16 protein-coding genes, 3 tRNA genes and 2 pseudogenes are annotated in these 19,189 nt (G+C 63.8%); 14 read left to right on the top strand and 7 right to left on the bottom strand.

Annotation, left to right across the window (positions count from 1 at the left end; all coding sequences use genetic code 11):
• From VGC77_RS02275 to VGC77_RS02265, 3 genes and pseudogenes are all read right to left on the bottom strand, one after another.
• A pseudogene (locus VGC77_RS02275) lies at positions 1 to 181 on the bottom strand (hypothetical protein); the annotation flags it as partial.
• A gap of 252 nt (positions 182 to 433) precedes the next feature.
• Positions 434 to 1,150: pseudogene (locus VGC77_RS02270) on the bottom strand (glutamine synthetase beta-grasp domain-containing protein); the annotation flags it as partial.
• An 85-nt stretch (positions 1,151 to 1,235) separates the two neighbouring features.
• Positions 1,236 to 1,574: a P-II family nitrogen regulator gene (locus tag VGC77_RS02265; protein ID WP_074832548.1), complete on the bottom strand. Its 339-nt coding sequence runs from the start codon at positions 1,572 to 1,574 to the stop codon at positions 1,236 to 1,238.
• A gap of 422 nt (positions 1,575 to 1,996) precedes the next feature.
• On the opposite strand from VGC77_RS02265, the gene VGC77_RS02260 reads away from it, so the two are divergent.
• Positions 1,997 to 3,496, top strand: a complete 1,500-nt coding sequence (locus VGC77_RS02260; RefSeq protein WP_331169929.1) for an NAD(P)H-hydrate dehydratase — start codon at positions 1,997 to 1,999, stop codon at positions 3,494 to 3,496.
• A 4-nt stretch (positions 3,497 to 3,500) separates the two neighbouring features.
• On the opposite strand, the gene VGC77_RS02255 is transcribed toward VGC77_RS02260, so the two are convergent.
• Positions 3,501 to 4,841, bottom strand: coding sequence for a multicopper oxidase family protein (locus tag VGC77_RS02255; RefSeq protein ID WP_331169928.1), 1,341 nt, complete (start codon positions 4,839 to 4,841; stop codon positions 3,501 to 3,503).
• Between the two features lie 152 nt (positions 4,842 to 4,993).
• Here VGC77_RS02255 and VGC77_RS02250 point away from each other — a divergent pair.
• From VGC77_RS02250 to lon, 5 genes are all read left to right on the top strand, one after another.
• Positions 4,994 to 5,078 (top strand) — tRNA-Leu (locus tag VGC77_RS02250).
• Between the two features lie 152 nt (positions 5,079 to 5,230).
• Positions 5,231 to 6,592 carry a trigger factor gene (gene tig / locus VGC77_RS02245; protein WP_331169927.1) on the top strand — a complete coding sequence of 454 codons (1,362 nt, stop codon included), beginning with the start codon at positions 5,231 to 5,233 and terminating at the stop codon, positions 6,590 to 6,592.
• A gap of 358 nt (positions 6,593 to 6,950) precedes the next feature.
• The gene (locus VGC77_RS02240; protein WP_331169926.1) at positions 6,951 to 7,583 is read left to right on the top strand and encodes an ATP-dependent Clp protease proteolytic subunit; all 633 of its coding nucleotides are present in this window, start codon (positions 6,951 to 6,953) and stop codon (positions 7,581 to 7,583) included.
• 400 nt (positions 7,584 to 7,983) lie between these two features.
• On the top strand, positions 7,984 to 9,258 hold the full coding sequence (gene clpX, locus VGC77_RS02235) for an ATP-dependent Clp protease ATP-binding subunit ClpX (RefSeq protein ID WP_331169925.1): 1,275 nt from the start codon (positions 7,984 to 7,986) through the stop codon (positions 9,256 to 9,258).
• A gap of 297 nt (positions 9,259 to 9,555) precedes the next feature.
• Complete coding sequence (lon, locus tag VGC77_RS02230; protein WP_331169924.1) at positions 9,556 to 11,982, top strand: endopeptidase La; 2,427 nt, start codon at positions 9,556 to 9,558, stop codon at positions 11,980 to 11,982.
• Positions 11,983 to 12,129: 147 nt separating this feature from the next.
• Here lon and VGC77_RS02225 read toward each other — a convergent pair.
• Positions 12,130 to 12,206, bottom strand: a tRNA-Val gene (locus VGC77_RS02225).
• 122 nt (positions 12,207 to 12,328) lie between these two features.
• Here VGC77_RS02225 and VGC77_RS02220 point away from each other — a divergent pair.
• Positions 12,329 to 12,634, top strand: coding sequence for a hypothetical protein (locus VGC77_RS02220; RefSeq protein ID WP_331169923.1), 306 nt, complete (start codon positions 12,329 to 12,331; stop codon positions 12,632 to 12,634).
• A 25-nt stretch (positions 12,635 to 12,659) separates the two neighbouring features.
• On the opposite strand, the gene pepT is transcribed toward VGC77_RS02220, so the two are convergent.
• Together pepT and VGC77_RS02210 are read right to left on the bottom strand one after the other, a co-directional pair.
• Positions 12,660 to 13,913, bottom strand: coding sequence for a peptidase T (gene pepT, locus VGC77_RS02215; protein WP_331169922.1), 1,254 nt, complete (start codon positions 13,911 to 13,913; stop codon positions 12,660 to 12,662).
• Positions 13,914 to 13,994: 81 nt separating this feature from the next.
• Entirely contained in the window at positions 13,995 to 14,354 is a 360-nt protein-coding gene (locus VGC77_RS02210; protein WP_331169934.1) for an HU family DNA-binding protein, read from the bottom strand.
• Positions 14,355 to 14,521: 167 nt separating this feature from the next.
• Between VGC77_RS02210 and VGC77_RS02205 the strand changes: the two genes are divergently transcribed.
• From VGC77_RS02205 to VGC77_RS02175, 7 genes are all read left to right on the top strand, one after another.
• Positions 14,522 to 14,598 (top strand) — tRNA-Asp (locus tag VGC77_RS02205).
• A gap of 597 nt (positions 14,599 to 15,195) precedes the next feature.
• The gene (locus VGC77_RS02200; protein WP_331169921.1) at positions 15,196 to 15,561 is read left to right on the top strand and encodes an NADH-quinone oxidoreductase subunit A; all 366 of its coding nucleotides are present in this window, start codon (positions 15,196 to 15,198) and stop codon (positions 15,559 to 15,561) included.
• On the top strand, positions 15,552 to 16,157 hold the full coding sequence (locus VGC77_RS02195) for an NADH-quinone oxidoreductase subunit B (protein ID WP_331169920.1): 606 nt from the start codon (positions 15,552 to 15,554) through the stop codon (positions 16,155 to 16,157). The genes VGC77_RS02200 and VGC77_RS02195 overlap by 10 nt, the downstream gene beginning before the upstream one ends.
• A 10-nt stretch (positions 16,158 to 16,167) precedes the next feature.
• A complete protein-coding gene (locus tag VGC77_RS02190) occupies positions 16,168 to 16,419 on the top strand; it encodes a hypothetical protein (RefSeq protein WP_331169919.1) in 252 nt (83 codons plus the stop codon).
• A complete protein-coding gene (locus VGC77_RS02185; RefSeq protein WP_331169918.1) occupies positions 16,416 to 17,024 on the top strand; it encodes an NADH-quinone oxidoreductase subunit C in 609 nt (202 codons plus the stop codon). The genes VGC77_RS02190 and VGC77_RS02185 overlap by 4 nt, the downstream gene beginning before the upstream one ends.
• Positions 17,024 to 18,214 (top strand): NADH-quinone oxidoreductase subunit D, encoded by a 1,191-nt coding sequence (locus VGC77_RS02180; RefSeq protein ID WP_331169917.1) that lies wholly within the window; start codon positions 17,024 to 17,026, stop codon positions 18,212 to 18,214. The genes VGC77_RS02185 and VGC77_RS02180 overlap by 1 nt, the downstream gene beginning before the upstream one ends.
• Positions 18,214 to 19,176, top strand: a complete 963-nt coding sequence (locus tag VGC77_RS02175; protein WP_414709596.1) for an FkbM family methyltransferase — start codon at positions 18,214 to 18,216, stop codon at positions 19,174 to 19,176. Before VGC77_RS02180 ends, VGC77_RS02175 begins: the two co-directional genes overlap by 1 nt.
• Positions 19,177 to 19,189: the final 13 nt, after the last annotated feature.

Here is a 19,189-nt window from a genome sequence, read left to right as displayed (position 1 = left end):
AAATGCCCAGAATTTCAGTGAACTGGCGTTCGCTCGGCAGAAAATCGCCATCCTGCAAGATGCCCGCTTCCATTGCCTGACGTACCGATTCGTTAAAGCACAAATACAGGGGCATTGTGCCCGCCTGAGCCAGATCGGTTTTCAGTTTTTCCAGCACCTGCTGGTTGGTGTCCATGCTCATGAAGTCGGTCTTCCAATGCGGAGGGAATGGGCTCTATTTTATAAGGACAGAGATTTTTTGCAGTGACATTTTGCGCGTCGCGGTCACATAAAAAAGGCGACCCGGAGGTCGCCTGATAGAGGTCACACATAATACGTGAGCAAAGATTTACTTCAGCTCGTCAACCATGGTCGTCGCGCGGCCAATATAATTGCCCGGCGTCATGGCTTTCAGGCGCACTTTCTCTTCTTCCGGTAATTCCAGAGAATCGATAAAGGCCTGCATACCTTCGGCCATGTGGGTCAGGGTGTCGAACTTCATGCCGAGCTCGTGCTGGGCGGACGCCACTTCGTGGTGATGCTTTTCGACCTTGACGCCCATCTTGGCCATCGCGCCGAGCATTTCCGAGCGCATGTCCTGCACCGAATCCTGCGGCGGCACCGGGAAGTAGCCGGCCTTGGTGCGGATGCGGTGGCCGAGATTGCCGCCCTCATATTCGGTGTCGGAATTGATCGGCAGTTCCGAGGAGTCCAGCTTGAAGCCGGTGTTGTAGGGGGTGGTCTGATAGCGCACGTCGTCGAACACGAAGAACTCGGCTTCCGGGCCGACGAACACGCTGTCGCCGACGCCGAGCGCCTTGACCTGGGCTTCGGCCTTCTTGGCGATGCCGCGCGGGTCGCGATTGTAGGGCTCGCCGGTGGAGGGCTCGAGAATGTCGCAGGTGATGACCATGGTGGTCTCGGCGAAGAACGGATCGATGGTCGCGGTGGCCGGGTCGAGCATCAGCATCATGTCGGACTCGTTGATCGCCTTCCAGCCGGCGATCGAGGAGCCGTCGAACATGGTGCCTTCGGCGAACATGTCTTCGTCGACCATCGACACGTCGAAGGTGACGTGCTGCCACTTGCCGCGCGGATCGGTGAAACGCAGATCGACGTATTTCACGTCGTTGTCCTTGATCGATTGCAGGACTTCTTTAGCGGTGGTCATGATTACCCCTTATATGTCTACGGTCGTCGTGATTATGGCCGCGCCAGCAGCCAATGGGTGATGCCAGGTTGCCGTGAGGTTCGTGTTAGATGGCGTCCAGCCCGGATTCGCCGGTTCTGATCCGAATTGCTTCTTCGATGTTGGAGACGAAGATCTTGCCGTCGCCGATGCGGCCGGTCTGGGCGGCCCGTCGTATCGCATCGATGGCCTTCTCGACCAGATCGTCGGAGATCACAATCTCGATTTTCACCTTGGGCAGGAAGTCGACGATGTATTCGGCGCCGCGATACAGCTCGGCGTGGCCTTTCTGCCGTCCAAAGCCCTTGGCCTCGGTGACGGTGATTCCCTGTAGTCCAACTTCCTGAAGTGCCTCCTTCACCTCGTCGAGCTTGAATGGCTTGATGATCGCTTCAATTTTCTTCACCTAAACGTCCTCCCGGCACTTCCGACTTCGTGTGTAACCTGCCGTTCCATACGGCGGGTTGAAGATGGCGCTGCATTGCGCTTTTGATCGATGACTCTGCTGGTCGGTCAGTGGAACGGCGACGCCACGCCGTCCCCGGTGCCAATGCGGCAGCCGGAAACGGTCGGGCGCACCAATTGCTTTTGCCGGTGAGCACGAAGGATCGAAACATGGCTTCCGTAAAAGCAGGGTCCGTGCCAATTTCGCAAGTCGACTGATCCTGGAGCATTATCAGATCATTAAGGTCCTTGGCGCGTAGACTTTGGTGGGCTGATGAGGCTGCAAATGATCAACAATGAAGCGATAAGCCCAAATTGTATGCAGATGATCGCGATCAAAGCGGGCCGCGCTGCCTCTTGATAAGGCGATAGTACGAGAGTGGCATGGAAATTCTCACCACGACTGAAATGGAGCGGGCCGACCTGCTGACGATTTCCAGCGGTTCGTCGGGCTTTGCCTTGATGCTGGCGGCGGGCCGGGCGGTGGCCAATGCGGCGAACGACCTGATCGAGGAGGGGCCGATCCTGGTGGTGGCCGGCGCCGGCAATAATGGCGGCGACGGGCTGATCGCCGCCACCGAACTTCTCGCCAAGGGCCGCGAGGTCTCGGTGATCCTGCTCGGCGAGCGCGACGCCCTGAAAGGCGACGCGGCGCTGGCGGCGCGGGAATGGAAAGGCCCGGTGTTTCCGTTCCACCCGCAGGCGATCAGGACCCCGGCGCTGATCGTCGACGCGCTGTTCGGCGCCGGGCTCAACCGCCCGGTGAAGGGCGACGCCCAGGCGGTGATCGAGGCGATCAACCAAAGCGGCGCGCCGGTGCTCAGCATCGATCTGCCGAGCGGCATCAGCGGCAACAGCGGCGCCATCATGGGCGTGGCGATCCGCGCCCGCGAGACCGTGACGTTCTTCCGCCGCAAGCCGGGGCATCTGCTACTGCCCGGCCGGCTCAATTGCGGCCGGGTCCGCGTGGTCGATATCGGCATCGACGACGAGGTGCTGCAGGAGATCCATCCGGCCACCTTCGAGAACTGTCCGGAATGGTGGCAGGCGGTGTTTCCGGTGCCGCGGATAGACGGCCACAAATATGGCCGCGGCCATGCGGTGATCGTCTCCGGCGGGCTCGGGGCCTCCGGCGCGGCGCGGCTCGCCGGGCGCGGCGCGTTGCGCGCCGGGGCCGGGCTGGTGACGCTGGCGTCGCCGCGCGATGCGCTGGCGGTCAATGCCGCGGCCTTGACCGCGATCATGCTGCGCACCATCGATACGCCGGCGGAATTCGCCACGCTGTTGACCGACCGTCGCTTGAACGCCTGCGTTGTCGGCCCCGGCGCCGGGGTCGGCCATCGCACCCGCGAACTGGTGCATGCCGCGCTCGGCGCAGGTTGCAGCAGCGTGCTCGACGCCGACGCGCTGACCAGCTTTGCCGACGCCCCGGACCGGCTGTTCGAGGCGATCAAATCGGCCGGCAATTCACAGGTTGTACTGACCCCACATGAGGGCGAATTTCCCCGGCTGTTCAGCGACATGAGCAACAAGAATCCACTTCGCTCGAAACTTGAGCGGGTGCGGGTGGCCGCCGAGCGCTCCGGCGCCGTGGTGCTGCTCAAGGGACCCGATACCGTGGTGGCGTCGCCGGACGGCCGCGCCACCATCGCCGCCAACGCGCCGCCCTGGCTCGCCACCGCCGGTGCCGGCGACGTGCTGTCCGGCTTCATCGCCGGACTGCTGGCGCAGCGGGTGCCGACCTTTGAAGCGACCTGCATCGCGGTCTGGCTGCACGGGGAAGCCGGCAGCGAGGCCGGCCCCGGACTGATCGCCGAGGATCTGCCCGAGGTGCTGCCGGCGGTGTTCCGCAGGCTCTACGACGAGTTCGGGATCGAATATTGAGTCTCTAATCGACCACATAATGGGAGACCATCCGCGGCGCCGACCACTCGGCAGCCATCGACTCGATCAGCCAGGGTCCCGCGTTGTCGGCCGCGAAGGCCACCCGCTGGGTCTGCCCGGGGCCGACCACCAGCGTATCCAGCCAATATGGCTTCCAGCCGTCGTCGAGCCGGTCGAGCAGCCGAAAATGATGGCCGTGCAGATGGAACACGATCGGCCCGGCGCCGCGATGGCTGAGCGCCAGCACCACGACGCGGCCGCGCTTGGCATGAAACGCCGGCGCCGCCGCCGGATTGAAGTCGGCCGGCCGTTGCCAGGCCGGCGGGGGACCATCGAGCGCGAGCTCGATCCGCTGCGCCGCCTTGAGATCGAGCTGCGCCGGCAGCCCGTTGCCCGCCAGCGCGGCGGCAGCCTGCAGCGCGCCTGAACGAATCGGCGGTTCGTCGGAATACACCAGCCGGGCGATCGGTCGCGCCGTGCTGCCGTCATGCAGCAGGATCGCGGCGCGGGAACCGGGCGGCCGCAACGCATCGACGAAGCCGTCGATCCGTGTTCCGGGGCCCAGCAGCAACTGCCCGCCGCGTGCCGCAAACGGCTCGGCGGGCTGCCCGTCGATGGCCATCACCTGACAGTCGTGATCCTCAATTTTGATTGCGGCGATAGAGCGTTGGCAGCCATTAATGAAGCGAAGTCTCAAGCGCTGACCGGCCCGGATCTTGAGCTCGAAGGCGGCCACGCCGTTGACGGTGTAAAACGTCGCAGCTTCCTTCGTGTCCGGGGCGTCGCGGCCGGGAGCCAGCGCGCGGCCATCGGGCGCCAGCCGCCAGTCCTCGATCAGCAGCACCTTGTCGCGATCGACCGCAACCGGCTCGGTCTCTTCGACGATCATGGCGCGCGCCGGTAGCGGCTCGGGGCCGCCGTCGCCGAGCAGCCGCAGGTCGATCAGCGCGGTGCCGGCGTGGCGCAGCGTCACCGCAAACGAATCGCTACCGCCGGAAGCGATCGCGCGGCGGACCAGCAGCGGTTCGGCGCGCGAATCGGCGATGCCGCGCCAGCCGAAAATCGCCGGCTCCGCGAGGCCGTTCTCGAGGCGCAGCGCCAATTCGTCGCCGCGGCGGAAGCGCAGCGCGGCGTCGGGCGGCAGCGCGCTCAGCCTGGCGACCGACGTGTCCGGGTGGCCTTCGCGCAGCGCGGCGAGGCCTTTGCCGGCGCGCAGCGTCGCCGCGCGTGCTGTTGCTGCGATCAGCGGTTGCGGCAGTGCGGCGAGCAGCGCCGCGGCGCCGAGGCCGGCGATCAGGCGGCGGCGATCGAGCAACACAGCGCAGTCGGTGAGGGGGGCGGTCATGGCTGCAATCCGGACCATGTCCCGGCGGCGCTGTCCAGCAGCGCGCCGGCGTTGCGGCAAACCCATGGCAGGCCTATTTTGTTGCTGCGATCCACGTCGCCCATGTTATAAGCCCGCCGCCCGCGGCATCGCGGCCGGACATGATGCTTCTCGCGGGCGTGGCGGAACTGGTAGACGCGCTGGATTTAGGTTCCAGTGACGAAAGTTGTGGGGGTTCGAGTCCCTCCGCCCGCACCAAGCGCCGTTGGCGTTTGCGCAATGATTTTCCGGAGGACGTATTCGCAAGGGTATGCGCCGCCACACCACCGATGCAGGCTGTTTGGCCGCGCATCGATCAGATTGACAATGCCGGTCATTGCACCGGACCAAGCGGGAAGAAGATTTACGCCATGCAGGTCAAGGAAACCGTCGCAGACGGATTGAAGCGCGAATTCGAGGTCACTCTGCCGGCTGCGGACATCGGCGCCAAGGTCGATGCGCGGCTGGACGACATGAAGGACAAGGTTCGCCTCAATGGCTTTCGCCCCGGCAAGGTTCCGATCGGACACCTGAAGCGGCTCTATGGCCGCTCGGTCACCGCCGAAACCGTCGAGAAGCTGATTCGCGAAACCAACGACCAGATCTTCACCGAGCGCGGCTTCCGGCTTGCCACCGAGCCGAAGATCACCATGCCGTCGAAGGAAAACGAGGTCGAGGAGATCTTGGCTGGCAAGTCCGACCTCAATTACACCGTCGCGGTGGAAGTGGTGCCGACCATTGAACTCGCCGACTTCAAGAGCTTCAACGTCGAAAAGCCGGTCGCCGAGGTCGCCGACAGCGACGTCGACGAGGCCATCGACCGCATCGCGATGGGCAACCGCAGCTATGCCGACAAGGGCGAGGGCGCCAAGGCCGAATCTGGCGACCGGGTGACGATCTCGTTCACAGGCACCATCGACGGCACGCCGTTCGACGGCGGCACCGGCGAGGGCATCCAGGTGGTGATCGGCTCGGCGAGCTTCATCCCGGGCTTCGAGGAGCAATTGATCGGCATCGCCGCCGGAGAGACCCGCACCCTGAAGGTGGACTTCCCGAAGAATTACACCGCCGCCGCGCTGGCCGGAAAGCCGGCCGAATTCGCCACCACCGCGACCCTGGTGGAAGCCCCGCAGCCGCTGACCATCGACGACGAGTTCGCCAAGACGCTCGGCTTCGAATCGCTCGACAAGCTGAAGGAGGCCGCCCGCGGCCGCCTCACCGCGGAATATGCCGGCGCCACCAGGCAGCGCGTCAAGCGGGTGCTGCTCGACCGGCTCGACGAGACCCATCGCTTCGAAGCCCCGCCGTCGCTGGTGGAGCAGGAATTCGACCTGATGTGGCGCTCGATCAAGGCCGAGATGGAATCCGGCGGCAAGACCTTCGAGAGCGAGAACACCACCGAACAGGCCGCCCAGGAGGAATATCGCAGGATCGCCGACCGCAGGGTGCGGCTCGGCCTGGTGCTGTCGGAGATCGGCGAAAAGAACAAGATCACGGTCACCGACGACGAAGTCAGCCGCGCGGTGATCGAGCGGGCCCGGCAGATGCCCGGCCACGAGAAGGAAGTCTGGGAGTATTATCGCAACAACGCCGAGGCGTTGGCCCAGATCCGTGCTCCGATCTATGAAGACAAGGTGGTCGACTTCATCCTCGAACTCGCCAACGTCACCGAAAAGACGGTGAGCCGCGAGGAGCTCTATAAGGACGACGACGCCGAGAAAACCGCGGCTTAAACGCAAGGCCGCAACGAACGCCGGATCGGGCGCCGCCACCTTGAAGGGTGCGGCGCCCGAATTCGTTTCGGGGCGGCCGCTGCCGGCCCAGCCGGCGCCGGCGCGGCCGCTGCAGCGGGGTCGCCGGCGGCGTTAACGATGTTGCCAGCCACAGCGGAGCGGCGGCCCGCATTGCTTTGCCGCGGTGCCCCGAATCAGCTTGAACTTGGCGCTGACCCGAGTTTCGCCCTTGTCGCCGTCGATCCGGCGCCTATCTGTGAACTCGCTTCAAGTCCTGCATCACGGGACGTTCGTTCGCTGCAAGTCGCCGTCGGGCCTTGCCGATGGACGCTCGGCTCCGGCAACCTTCAGGTGAATTATGCGCGATCCGGTGGAAACCTATATGAACCTCGTGCCGATGGTGGTCGAACAGACCAACCGCGGCGAACGAGCCTACGACATCTTCTCGCGCCTGTTGAAGGAGCGCATCATCTTCGTAACCGGCCCGGTCGAGGACGGCATGTCGACGCTGACCGTCGCGCAATTGCTGTTCCTGGAAGCCGAGAATCCGAAGAAGGAAATCTCGATGTACATCAACTCGCCGGGCGGGGTGGTGACGTCGGGCCTGGCGATCTACGACACCATGCAGTTCATCCGTCCGCCGGTGTCGACGTTGTGCACCGGGCAGGCCGCCTCGATGGGCTCGTTGCTGTTGGCCGCCGGCCATGCCGACATGCGGTTCTCGCTGCCGAATTCCCGGATCATGGTGCACCAGCCGTCCGGCGGCTTCCAGGGCCAGGCCACCGACATCATGCTGCACGCCCAGGAGATCCTCAACCTGAAGAAGCGGTTGAACGAGATCTACGTCAAGCACACCGGGCAGACGTATAAGGCGATCGAGGACGCGCTGGAGCGCGACAAGTTCCTGACCGCCGAGATGGCGCGCGAGTTCGGCATCGTCGACAAGGTGATCGACAAGCGCTCCGAAGAGCCGACGCCGAAGGCCCCGTAAGATCCCGATGAGCGTCCCCGGTTGATTACGGAGGGGCCGCTGCAGGACCATCCAAGATCGCAGTTTGTTGCGCGAATGTTCCGTTTTCGTGCTAGCCGAAAGTGGCAATCGCGCAACTCTGCTCTGTTTTCCCTCAATGAGGGTCGCATGACCGCCCCAAATCACGCTATGGTTACGCGGTTGCGCCGTCCTCCGATTAGCGAATTCTTGATAGTCGGATGACAGCATGATTGGCTTAACCGGATCGACTGAAGTGGTTGGGGGATTCGAAATGGCCGCAATTCGTGCGGCAGCTGAGCGCGGGGGTCTTTTCTGGTACGGATTTTGCTCTATTTTTATTGATCCCGGAATTTCGGGGGAGCGATCGGCAGATGAGATCGAACGGCGGACGGAGATTTAAATGAGTAAGGTCGGCACGAGCGACTCCAAGAACACGCTGTATTGCTCGTTCTGTGGAAAGAGCCAGCACGAAGTCCGCAAGCTGATTGCGGGACCCACCGTATTCATCTGCGACGAATGCGTTGAGCTGTGCATGGACATCATCCGCGAGGAGAACAAATCCTCGCTGGTGAAATCTCGCGACGGAATTCCGACCCCGAAGGAAATCTGCAAGGTTCTCGACGATTATGTGATCGGCCAGAGCCATGCCAAGAAGGTTCTCTCGGTCGCGGTGCATAACCACTACAAGCGCCTCAACCACCAGACCAAGCACAACGACGTCGAGCTGGCGAAGTCCAACATCCTGCTGATCGGCCCGACCGGGTCCGGCAAGACGCTGCTGGCGCAGACGCTGGCGCGCATCCTCGACGTGCCGTTCACCATGGCGGACGCCACGACGCTGACCGAAGCCGGCTATGTCGGCGAGGACGTCGAAAACATCATCCTGAAGCTGTTGCAGTCGGCCGATTACAATGTCGAGCGGGCGCAGCGCGGCATCGTCTATATCGACGAAATCGACAAGATCTCGCGCAAGTCCGACAATCCCTCGATCACCCGCGACGTCTCCGGCGAGGGCGTGCAGCAGGCCTTGCTGAAGATCATGGAAGGCACAGTGGCGTCGGTGCCGCCGCAGGGCGGCCGCAAGCACCCGCAGCAGGAGTTTCTGCAGGTCGACACCACCAACATCCTGTTCATCTGCGGCGGCGCGTTCTCCGGGCTGGAGAAGATCATCTCGGCGCGCGGACGCTCGACCTCGATCGGCTTCGCGGCCCAGGTGCTGGCGCCGGAAGATCGCCGCACCGGCGAGATCTTCCGCCACGTCGAACCCGAGGATCTGTTGAAGTATGGCTTGATCCCGGAATTCGTCGGCCGTCTGCCGGTGGTGGCGACGCTCGAGGACCTCGACGAGACCTCGCTGAAGAAGATCCTGACCGATCCGAAGAACGCGCTGGTCAAGCAGTACCAGCGGCTGTTCGAGATGGAGAACATCGAGCTGACCTTCGCCGACGAGGCGCTTGGCGCGGTCGCCCGCAAGGCGATCGAGCGCAAGACCGGCGCGCGAGGCTTGCGCTCCATCCTCGAGAGCATCCTGCTCGAGACCATGTTCGATCTTCCGGGTCTTGAAGGCGTCGAAGAGGTGGTGATCTCGCGCGAAGTCGTCGAGGGCACGGCACGGCCGCTCTACATCTACGCCGACCGCTCCGATCGGACCGCCGAAAGCAGCGCCAGCGCCTGATCAATTGCAGCGCGATTGCTGCCCTTCAACTCTCGCGAATACCGCGCTCCGGCGCGGTGTTCGCCCTGCGCGCGTCACGCGTTCAACCCTTGCGCACCAGTGTTTTGCAGCGGCTTGACACCTTGTGGGTCGATAGCCACCTAATGCAGCGGCGATGACGAACTGACTTGGATTCGCCGTCATCTGATCCGGACAAGTGGAGCCCATCGGCCGAACGAGTCGGACCACCTCTGCACCTTGTGGCGGCCGCGCCGAAAGCGGGTCGCGTGCAAGGGGGCGCAACAAAAGGAATGGGCCATGACCGCTACCAAACCCCGGCCATCGATCGTTCACGGCGAAAGCCACTCCTATCCGGTGCTGCCGCTTCGCGATATCGTGGTCTTCCCGCACATGATCGTGCCGCTGTTCGTCGGCCGCGAAAAATCGATCCGTGCACTCGAAGAAGTCATGAAGAACGACGCGCTGATCATGCTGGCGACGCAGAAGAACGCGTCGGACGATGATCCTGCGCCGGATTCGATCTATGAGATCGGCACGCTGGCCAGCGTGCTGCAGCTCCTGAAATTGCCCGACGGCACCGTCAAGGTGCTGGTCGAGGGCCTGGAGCGCGCCAAGGTCGAGAAATACACCGACCGCGCCGAATATTACGAAGCCACCGCGGTGGCGCTCGCCGACACCGACGCCGACAGCGTCGAGGCCGAGGCGTTGTCGCGCTCGGTGGTCTCGGACTTCGAGAGCTACGTCAAACTCAACAAGAAGATCTCCGCCGAAGTGGTCGGGGTGGTGCAGGCGATCACCGACTTCGCCAAGCTCGGCGACACCGTCGCCTCGCATCTGGCCGTGAAGATCGCCGATCGCCAGGGCATCCTCGAGACGCTGTCCGTGACCTCGCGCCTGGAGAAGGTGCTGGGGCTGATGGAGAGCGAGATCTCGGTGCTGCAGGTCGAGAAGCGAATCCGCAGCCGGGTCAAGCGGCAGATGGAGAAGACCCAGCGCGAGTACTACCTGAACGAGCAGATGAAGGCGATCCAGAAGGAACTCGGCGACGACGAAGGTCGCGACGAACTGGCCGATCTGGAAGAGAAGATCGTCAAGACCAAGCTCTCCAAGGAAGCCCGCGACAAGGCGCAGCACGAGCTGAAGAAGCTGCGGCAGATGTCGCCGATGTCGGCGGAAGCCACCGTGGTGCGCAACTACCTCGACTGGCTGCTGTCGATCCCGTGGAACAAGAAGTCCAAGGTCAAGAAGGACCTCGCTGCCGCGCAGGCGACGCTGGACAACGACCATTACGGGCTGGAGAAGGTCAAGGACCGCATCGTCGAATATCTCGCCGTGCAGAGCCGCGCCAACAAGCTGACCGGACCGATCCTGTGCCTGGTCGGGCCTCCCGGCGTCGGCAAGACCTCGCTCGGCAAGTCGATCGCCAAGGCGACAGGGCGTGAATTCGTCCGCGTCTCGCTCGGCGGCGTGCGCGATGAAGCCGAGATCCGCGGCCATCGGCGCACCTATATCGGTTCGATGCCCGGCAAGATCATCCAGTCGATGCGCAAGGCCAAGACCTCGAACCCGCTGTTCCTGTTGGACGAGATCGACAAGATGGGCGCCGATTTCCGCGGCGATCCGTCCTCGGCGCTGCTCGAGGTGCTCGACCCCGAACAGAACGGCACCTTCGCCGACCACTATCTCGAGGTGGACTACGATCTGTCCAACGTGATGTTCATCACCACGGCGAACACCCTGAATATCCCGGGGCCGCTGATGGACCGTATGGAGATCATCCGGATCGCCGGCTACACCGAGAACGAAAAGGTCGAGATCGCGCGCAAGCATCTGATCCCGAACGCTTTGACCAAGCACGGCCTGAACTCCAAGGAATGGTCGATCGACGACGACGCGCTTCTCCTGATGATCCGGCGCTACACCCGCGAAGCCGGCGTGCGAAACCTTGAGCGCGAGCTGTCGACGCTCGCCCGCAAGGCGGTCAAGGAGCTGATGCTGTCGAAGAAGAAGGTGGTCAAGGTCACCGAGAAGTCGCTGGAAGACTTCCTCGGCATTCCGAAGTACCGCTACGGCGAGATCGAAAGCGACGATCAGGTCGGGGTGGTCACCGGATTGGCGTGGACCGACGTGGGCGGCGAGCTGCTGACCATCGAAGGCGTGATGATGCCCGGCAAGGGCCGCATGACGGTGACCGGCAACCTGCGCGACGTGATGAAGGAATCGATCTCGGCGGCGGCGTCCTACGTCCGCTCCCGCGCGATCACCTTCGGGATCGAGCCGCCGCTGTTCGAACGGCGCGACATTCACGTCCACGTGCCGGAGGGCGCGACGCCGAAGGACGGTCCGTCCGCCGGCGTGGCGATGGCGACCACCATCGTCTCGGTGCTGACCGGCATTCCGATCCGGCACGACGTCGCGATGACCGGCGAGATCACGCTGCGCGGCAGGATCCTGCCGATCGGCGGCCTGAAGGAGAAGTTGTTGGCGGCGGCTCGCGGCGGCATCAAGACGGTGCTGATCCCCGAGGACAACGCCAAGGACCTCACCGAGATCTCCGACGCCATCAAGGGCGGCATGGACATCATCCCGGTGGCCCGGATGGACGACGTGATCTCCAACGCGCTGGTGCGCAAGCCGGTGCCGATCGTCTGGGAAGAGCCGAGCCCGCTGCCGGCCAAGCCCGACGCCGCCGACGAGGCGGCGGGCGGTCTGACCGCTCACTGAGCCTCCCGAGGCTCCGTACACGACCTCAGCGGCGTCCTTCGGGGCGCCGCTTTTTTATGCGGCGGACGGCGGCGTGCAGGGACTGTGATGGGGTTGCGAGACGGCAAGCTGTTCGGCGAGCCTGGCCGGCCAGGCTTGTGGCCCGGCTGGTAGGCGGTGACGGATTCGAACCGCCGACCCTCTCGGTGTAAACGAGATGCTCTAACCAGCTGAGCTAACCGCCCGGAGCCCTCATCTAGCGCGGCGGCGGTGCTGCGCGCAAGGCGCCCGCGGCGCGTCCTCGGCCTGCCATTGGCGAGAAGGCGGCGGGGATGATAAGCAAGGGCGTTCAGCCTGGAGCTTCTGCATGAGAGTTGTCTGCGCCATCGCGATGATCGCCTTGCTGGTCGGCCCCGCTGCCGCGCAAGACGCGATGCAAAAATACGGCGAACCCGACCCGGACAAAACCCCGGCTCAGATCGAGGCCGACAAGCGCGCCGAGCGGGCCTACCAGAGGTCGCTCAGCAACGTTCCCGACGGCAGCGCGTCGTCCGATCCCTGGGGCACGGTGCGCAATGACGGCGCGCCGAAGACGGCGGCCAAGACGGCTGGGAAGACCGTGGCCAAGCCGGCGGCGAAGCCGGCGCCTCACGCCGCCGATCCGGCGAAGTAACCGGGGCTGCGAAGTAGGCGGCGCTTCAGGCCCGCTCGGCCCAGATCATCGCCAGATGCACGATGGTCTCGGCGGCTTTTTCCATGTCCTGCCGGCTGACCCACTCCAGCCGGGAATGGAAGGCGTGTTCGCCGGCGAAGATATTGGGGCAGGGCAGCCCCATGAAGGACAGCCGCGAGCCGTCGGTGCCGCCGCGAATGCTGCTGCGCACCGGCTCAAGACCGGCGCGCCGGATCGCCTCGAGCGCAAAATCGACGATCTGCGGATGGCGATCGATCACCTGCTTCATGTTGCGGTATTGCGGCTTGATGTCGAGCTTCACGGTCGAGCGTGGATAATCCCGCATCACCTCACCGACGATGCGCTGCAGCAGCGCTGCCTTGTCCTGCAGGCCGGCCTCGGTGAAATCGCGCACGATCAAGGCCAGCGTCGCCTGTTCGAGCGCGCCGCTGATCCCGATCGGATGCAGGAAGCCGTCGCGACCCTCGGTGGTCTCCGGCGAGCAGGTGCCCTTGGGCAGCCGCTCGACGATCGCCGCGGCGATCTTGATGGCGTGCTCCATCTTGCCCTTGGCGAAGCCGGGATGGGCGCTGACGCCCGCGATGGTGATCAGCGCGGAATCCGCGGAGAACGTCTCGTCCTCCAGGTGTCCGGCGGTCTCGCCGTCGATGGTGTAGGCGAATTCGGCGCCGAGTTTTTGCAGGTCGACCTTGTCGACGCCGCGGCCGATTTCCTCGTCCGGGGTGAACAGGATCTTGATGGTGCCGTGTTCGATCTGCGGATGGCCGACCAGAAACGCCGCCGCATCCATGATTTCGGCGATGCCGGCCTTGTTGTCGGCGCCGAGCAGCGTGGTGCCGTCGGTGGTGATGATGTCGTGGCCGATTTGATCGGCCAGCGCCGGATGCTCGGCGGCGCGAATCACCTGGGCGGGATCGCCGGGCAGGGCGATGTCGCCGCCCTGATAATTGCTGACGATCTGCGGTTTGACGCCGGCGCCCGAGCAATCCGGCGAGGTGTCCATATGCGAGCAGAAACACACCACCGGCACGCGCTTGTCGGTGGTCGCAGGAATCGTCGCATAGACATAGCCGTGGACGTCGAGTTCGGCATCGGCGAGGCCGATGTCGCGCAGCTCCTGGACCAGCAGCGCGCCGAGATGCTTTTGCTTTTCGGTCGAGGGGCAACTCGCCGAATTCGGGTCCGACTGGGTATCGATCGCGACGTAGCGCAGAAATCGCTCGGTGACGGTGTGGGTAAAGTTGATTCGGGACGACACCGTCACCTCGTATTGTCACAGGGCCATTCCGGCGCGGCCGCGCGCCGCGGCCCGGAATGACGCCCAGTCAAACGGTCGAACTCAGACCGCTTCCTTCAGTTCCTTGGCGGCGCGGAACGCGACCTTCTTGCTGGCCTTGATCTGGATCGCCTCGCCGGTGGCGGGATTGCGGCCCATCCGGGCGGCGCGCTTGCGAACCTGCAGGATGCCGAGACCGACGATTCGGATCCGTTCGCCCTTCTTCAGGTGCTTGGTGATGCGGCCAACCAGGTCGCCGAGGATGGTTTCGGTCTGCTTCTTCGACAATTCATGCTCTTCGGCCAAGGCGGCCGCCAGATGCTTGAGCGTCACGGTGGTCGGTGTCGCGGCTTTCGCGGTCGCTGCTTTCTTCGCCATTTTTGGCCCTCCAGGTTGTCGTCGGCTTAGGAAACTAAGACGTATCAGGCCTTAAACGATTCGGGTGCGTTCTGCCTACGTTGTTTGGCCCGTAAATAGCCCATTATTTGCATTGCCCTCGCAAAAACCCGCCGACAAAAAAGGCTTTCGCGACAGCCTTGACTTGCATCGGTCCGCCCTTTAAGTCCCACCACCTGCGCGATGCACATCACGCGGGAGTAGCTCAGTTGGTTAGAGCGCCGGCCTGTCACGCCGGAGGTCGCGGGTTCGAGCCCCGTCTCTCGCGCCATTGATTTCAATGGCCTTCGATCCCCGCGCGATCCCAAATCTCCTTCGCTGTTGCCTGAAGTCGCTGCCTCGCGGTCGCTTGCATGCGATGCGGCTGCGCGGCTTCGGCCGCTGAAAAGCTGCGCGCCACGGCGGTTCGGCGCAAGATTATTGATGCGACGGCCAGCGGCAGCTGCGGTCGCGCCGGCGCGCTGCGCGTCGGGCCGCACCCGACGCCTTGCGCGCCGCGACGCCGCCTCCCATCTCAGCCTCCGGCGTTGCTGCCGCAGCACACGAGCCGCGGCGCATACAGGGGCTCGCAGGTGCGGCCCACGCGGGGAAGGTCCGCGCATCAGCCCGCGATTCGCCGCGCCTCGCGCTCGCAAGGGGCCGCAACCTGCCGATGAATTGCGAGCGAAACGCGGAGGCGTTTGAGATTCACTGTATGACTTGCCGATGAACCCGCATTGTTGCAAGTTCCCGCCAGCCGCCGCCCGGCGGCCCACGACCAGCCTGGTAAGAGCGCGTCTTGCCACCCCTATTGCGCTGCGCTAAGCCAGAGCAATTCTAAAACGCAACGAATCCGCGGCAGCGCACGCCGCGGGAACAGGGACGGCCGATGAGCGGCATTTTGCCGAATTATCTTCCAATTGTGATCTTTATCATGGTCGCTGCGGGGTTGAGCCTGGCGATGCTGGTGGCGCCTTTTGTGGTCGCCTACCAACAACCGGACCCCGAAAAGCTCTCCGCCTATGAATGCGGATTCAACGCTTTCGGGGATGCCCGAATGAAATTCGACGTCAGGTTCTACCTGGTGGCGATCCTGTTCATCATATTCGATCTCGAAGTTGCATTTCTGTTTCCCTGGGCGGTGGCGTTCGGGAAACTCGGCGCCACCGGCTTCTGGTCGATGATGGTGTTTCTCGGGGTGCTGACCGTCGGATTTGCCTACGAGTGGAAGAAGGGCGCGCTGGAATGGGATTGAGCCCGAATGCCGCGAATGTCGGGCCGCGCGCGGCGCAGCCCTTGGTCGCTCCCGCCGCGACCGGCATTCTTGATCCGCGCACCGGCCGGCCGATCGGCGCCGACGATCGGTTTTTTGTCGAGGTCAACAACGAACTCGCCGACAAGGGCTTCTTCGTCGCCGCGACCGACGATTTGATCACCTGGGCACGCACCGGCTCGCTGATGTGGATGACCTTCGGCCTGGCCTGCTGCGCCGTCGAGATGATGCAGATGTCGATGCCGCGCTATGACGCCGAGCGCTTCGGCTTCGCCCCGCGCGCCTCGCCGCGGCAGTCCGACGTGATGATCGTCGCCGGCACGCTGACCAACAAGATGGCGCCAGCGCTGCGCAAAGTCTACGACCAGATGCCGGAGCCGCGCTACGTGATCTCGATGGGATCCTGCGCCAATGGCGGCGGTTATTACCACTACTCCTATGCCGTGGTGCGGGGCTGCGACCGCATCGTGCCGATCGATATCTACGTGCCGGGTTGTCCTCCCACCGCGGAAGCGCTGCTCTACGGTGTGATGCTGCTGCAGAAGAAGATCCGGCGTACCGGAACCATCGAACGCTGAGGTCCTGACCATGGCCGAACCTGTCGATATGATCCTCCCTCTGCTGCGCGAGATGCGCGCGGAGATGTCGGCAGGGTTCGCATCGATAGATGCTAAATTTGGCGTGATCGAAAAGCGGTTGGAAAGAATGGATGACACTCTGGTGACCTTTCGTCATGCGTTGAGCGCGGACAGTTTGCTCAGCAAGATTGTCACCGGCGAGTTTGAGGAGCGGCTCGGATTTCTCGAACGCCGTTTGAGCGACTTGGAGAGCCAGAAGTGACAGACCTCGCGGAGCTCGGCGAAACCATCAAGGCGGCGCTGCCGGCGGTGAGCGAGGCTTCGATCGCGTTCGGCGAGTTGACGCTGACCGTCGATGCCACCCGGATCGTCGAGGTGGTGCGGTTTCTGCGCGACGATCCGCGTTGCCGCTTCATCAGCCCGATCGACGTCACCGCGGTCGACTATCCCGGCCGTGCCAACCGCTTCGACGTGGTCTGGCATCTGCTGTCGCCGGCGCTGAACACCCGGATCCGGCTACGCGCCGAAGCCAGCGAGACCACCCAGGTGCCGTCGCTGATCGATGTGTTTCCCGGCGTCGACTGGTTCGAGCGCGAGGCCTACGATCTCTACGGCGTGATCTTCACCGGCCATCCCGACATGCGGCGGATCCTCACCGACTACGGCTTCGACGGCCACCCGCTGCGCAAGGACTTTCCGCTCTCCGGCTTCGTCGAGGTGCGCTACGACGACGACGAGAAGCGGGTGGTCTACGAGCCGGTGCGGCTCAACCAGGAATTCCGCAAATTCGATTTCCTCTCGCCCTGGGAAGGCGCGGACTATCCGCTGCCGGGAGACGAGAAGGCCACAGACAAGGCGGGTAGCTGATGCCTGAAGGCGAGCTTCGCAACTTCACCATCAATTTCGGACCGCAGCATCCGGCGGCGCATGGCGTGTTGCGGCTGGTGCTGGAGCTCGACGGCGAGATCGTCGAGCGGGTCGATCCGCATATCGGGCTGTTGCATCGCGGCACCGAGAAGCTGATCGAGGCCAAGACCTATCTGCAGGCGATCCCGTATTTCGACCGGCTCGACTACGTCGCGCCGATGAACCAGGAGCACGCCTTCTGCCTCGCCGCCGAGAAGCTTTTGGGCATCGCGGTGCCGCGCCGCGCCCAGCTGATCCGGGTGCTGTATTGCGAGATCGGCCGCATCCTGTCGCATCTGCTCAACGTCACCACGCAGGCGATGGATGTCGGCGCGCTGACCCCGCCATTGTGGGGCTTCGAGGAACGCGAAAAGCTGATGATGTTCTACGAGCGCGCCTCCGGCAGCCGGATGCACGCGGCGTATTTTCGCGTCGGCGGCGTGCATCAGGACCTGCCGCCGAAGCTCGTCGATGACATCGCGGCCTGGTGCACCGCGTTTCCGCAGGTGATCGACGATCTCGACCGCTTGCTCACCGGCAACCGGATCTTCAAACAGCGCAACGTCGACATCGGCGTGGTGACGCTGGCGCAGGCCTGGGAGTGGGGGTTCTCCGGCGTCATGGTGCGCGGCTCCGGCGCCGCCTGGGATCTGCGCAAGGCGCAGCCCTATGAGTGCTATTCCGAGATGGAATTCGACATTCCGATCGGCAAGAACGGCGACTGCTACGACCGTTACTGCATCCGCATGGAGGAGATGCGGCAGTCGGTGCGGATCATGCAGCAGTGCATCGCCAAGCTGCGCGCGCCGGACGGCGGCGGCCCGGTCGCGGTGCAGGACAACAAGATTTTCCCGCCGCGCCGCGGCGAGATGAAGCGTTCGATGGAATCGCTGATCCATCACTTCAAGCTGTACACCGAAGGCTTTCGCGTCCCCGCCGGCGAGGTCTATGTCGCGGTCGAGGCGCCGAAGGGCGAATTCGGCGTGTTCCTGGTGTCCGACGGCACCAACAAGCCTTACAAATGCAAGGTCCGCGCGCCGGGCTTCGCGCATCTGCAGGCGATGGATTTCATCTGCCGCGGCCACCTGCTGGCCGACGTCTCGGCGATCCTGGGCTCGCTCGACATCGTGTTCGGCGAGGTCGATCGGTGATCGCACAGCCGCCCATCCAGTTCGATCGCGCAACCGGAGTTCTCGAAGGCGCCAATGCCTGGGAGCGGGTGGCCGCGTTTGCGCTGCTGGCCGGTACCAAAGTGTCCTCGACGTTCTCGTATCGCGGTTACAATCGCTGCGCCAATCTCTTGCGCAAGGCGCTGCCGCCGCGCGACATCGCGATCCGGCTCAATGCCGATGCAATCTTCGCGTTTCCCTATGGCGACGGCTACTGGAGCAAGCTGTTGGATCGCTCGTTCCACTACGAGAACGAGATCGAGCTGTTGTTTCGCGGCTGCGTCGATATCGACTACGTGATGGTCGATTGCGGCGCCAATTACGGCTACTGGTCGGTGCTGGCCTCTAGCGCGCCGTTCGGCGCGCACCGGGTGATCGCGATCGAGCCGTCGTCGGAGAATTTCGCCAAGCTCGCCGGCAACGCCCGGCTCAACGGCGACCGTTTCGCGATCCTGAATTGCGCGATCGGCGAGGCGTCCGGAACCGCGTGGCTGTCCGGCACCAAGCACGAGGCCTTCAGTATCGCGGGCGACGCCTCTGCCGGTGGCGAACAGGTGCAGGTGGTGTCGCTCGACAGCCTGCTCGAACAGGGCCAATTGCCCGCCGGCGGCAAATCCATCGTCAAGCTCGACGTCGAGGGCGTCGAGATCGAAGCCATCAGGGGCGGTCAAAGGTTGCTGCAGGGCGACGTCATGATCCTGTGCGAGGAACACGGCAGCGACAGCAATCATACGGTGTCGCGCTTTATCCTGACGCAGACCGCTTTGAAGCTCTACGTCTACGATCCCGCCAGCGGGCGGTTCGAAACCATCGAGAGTTTTGCCATCCTCGACCGCATCAAGGTCGCGTCGAATGTCGGATACAACGTGTTCGGCACCGCCAGCCGGTTCTGGGATGAGCGCATCAATAGCCTGAATGCCGACGCCGCACGGCGTGTTCAATGAGAGACCGAAGATA

The organism is Rhodopseudomonas sp. (assembly GCF_036404135.1).
GTDB lineage: Bacteria > Pseudomonadota > Alphaproteobacteria > Rhizobiales > Xanthobacteraceae > Rhodopseudomonas_A.
This window is presented reverse-complemented; position numbering and strand designations above follow the sequence as displayed.

Coding starts and splice junctions, on each gene's coding strand:
- VGC77_RS02200 (WP_331169921.1), top strand. CDS start 15,196: ATGAGCGGCATTTTGCCGAATTATCTTCCAATTGTGATCTTTATCATG.
- VGC77_RS02240 (WP_331169926.1), top strand. CDS start 6,951: ATGCGCGATCCGGTGGAAACCTATATGAACCTCGTGCCGATGGTGGTC.
- VGC77_RS02220 (WP_331169923.1), top strand. CDS start 12,329: ATGAGAGTTGTCTGCGCCATCGCGATGATCGCCTTGCTGGTCGGCCCC.
- VGC77_RS02195 (WP_331169920.1), top strand. CDS start 15,552: ATGGGATTGAGCCCGAATGCCGCGAATGTCGGGCCGCGCGCGGCGCAG.
- VGC77_RS02190 (WP_331169919.1), top strand. CDS start 16,168: ATGGCCGAACCTGTCGATATGATCCTCCCTCTGCTGCGCGAGATGCGC.
- VGC77_RS02260 (WP_331169929.1), top strand. CDS start 1,997: ATGGAAATTCTCACCACGACTGAAATGGAGCGGGCCGACCTGCTGACG.
- lon (WP_331169924.1), top strand. CDS start 9,556: ATGACCGCTACCAAACCCCGGCCATCGATCGTTCACGGCGAAAGCCAC.
- clpX (WP_331169925.1), top strand. CDS start 7,984: ATGAGTAAGGTCGGCACGAGCGACTCCAAGAACACGCTGTATTGCTCG.
- VGC77_RS02255 (WP_331169928.1), bottom strand. CDS start 4,841: ATGACCGCCCCCCTCACCGACTGCGCTGTGTTGCTCGATCGCCGCCGC.
- tig (WP_331169927.1), top strand. CDS start 5,231: ATGCAGGTCAAGGAAACCGTCGCAGACGGATTGAAGCGCGAATTCGAG.
- VGC77_RS02180 (WP_331169917.1), top strand. CDS start 17,024: ATGCCTGAAGGCGAGCTTCGCAACTTCACCATCAATTTCGGACCGCAG.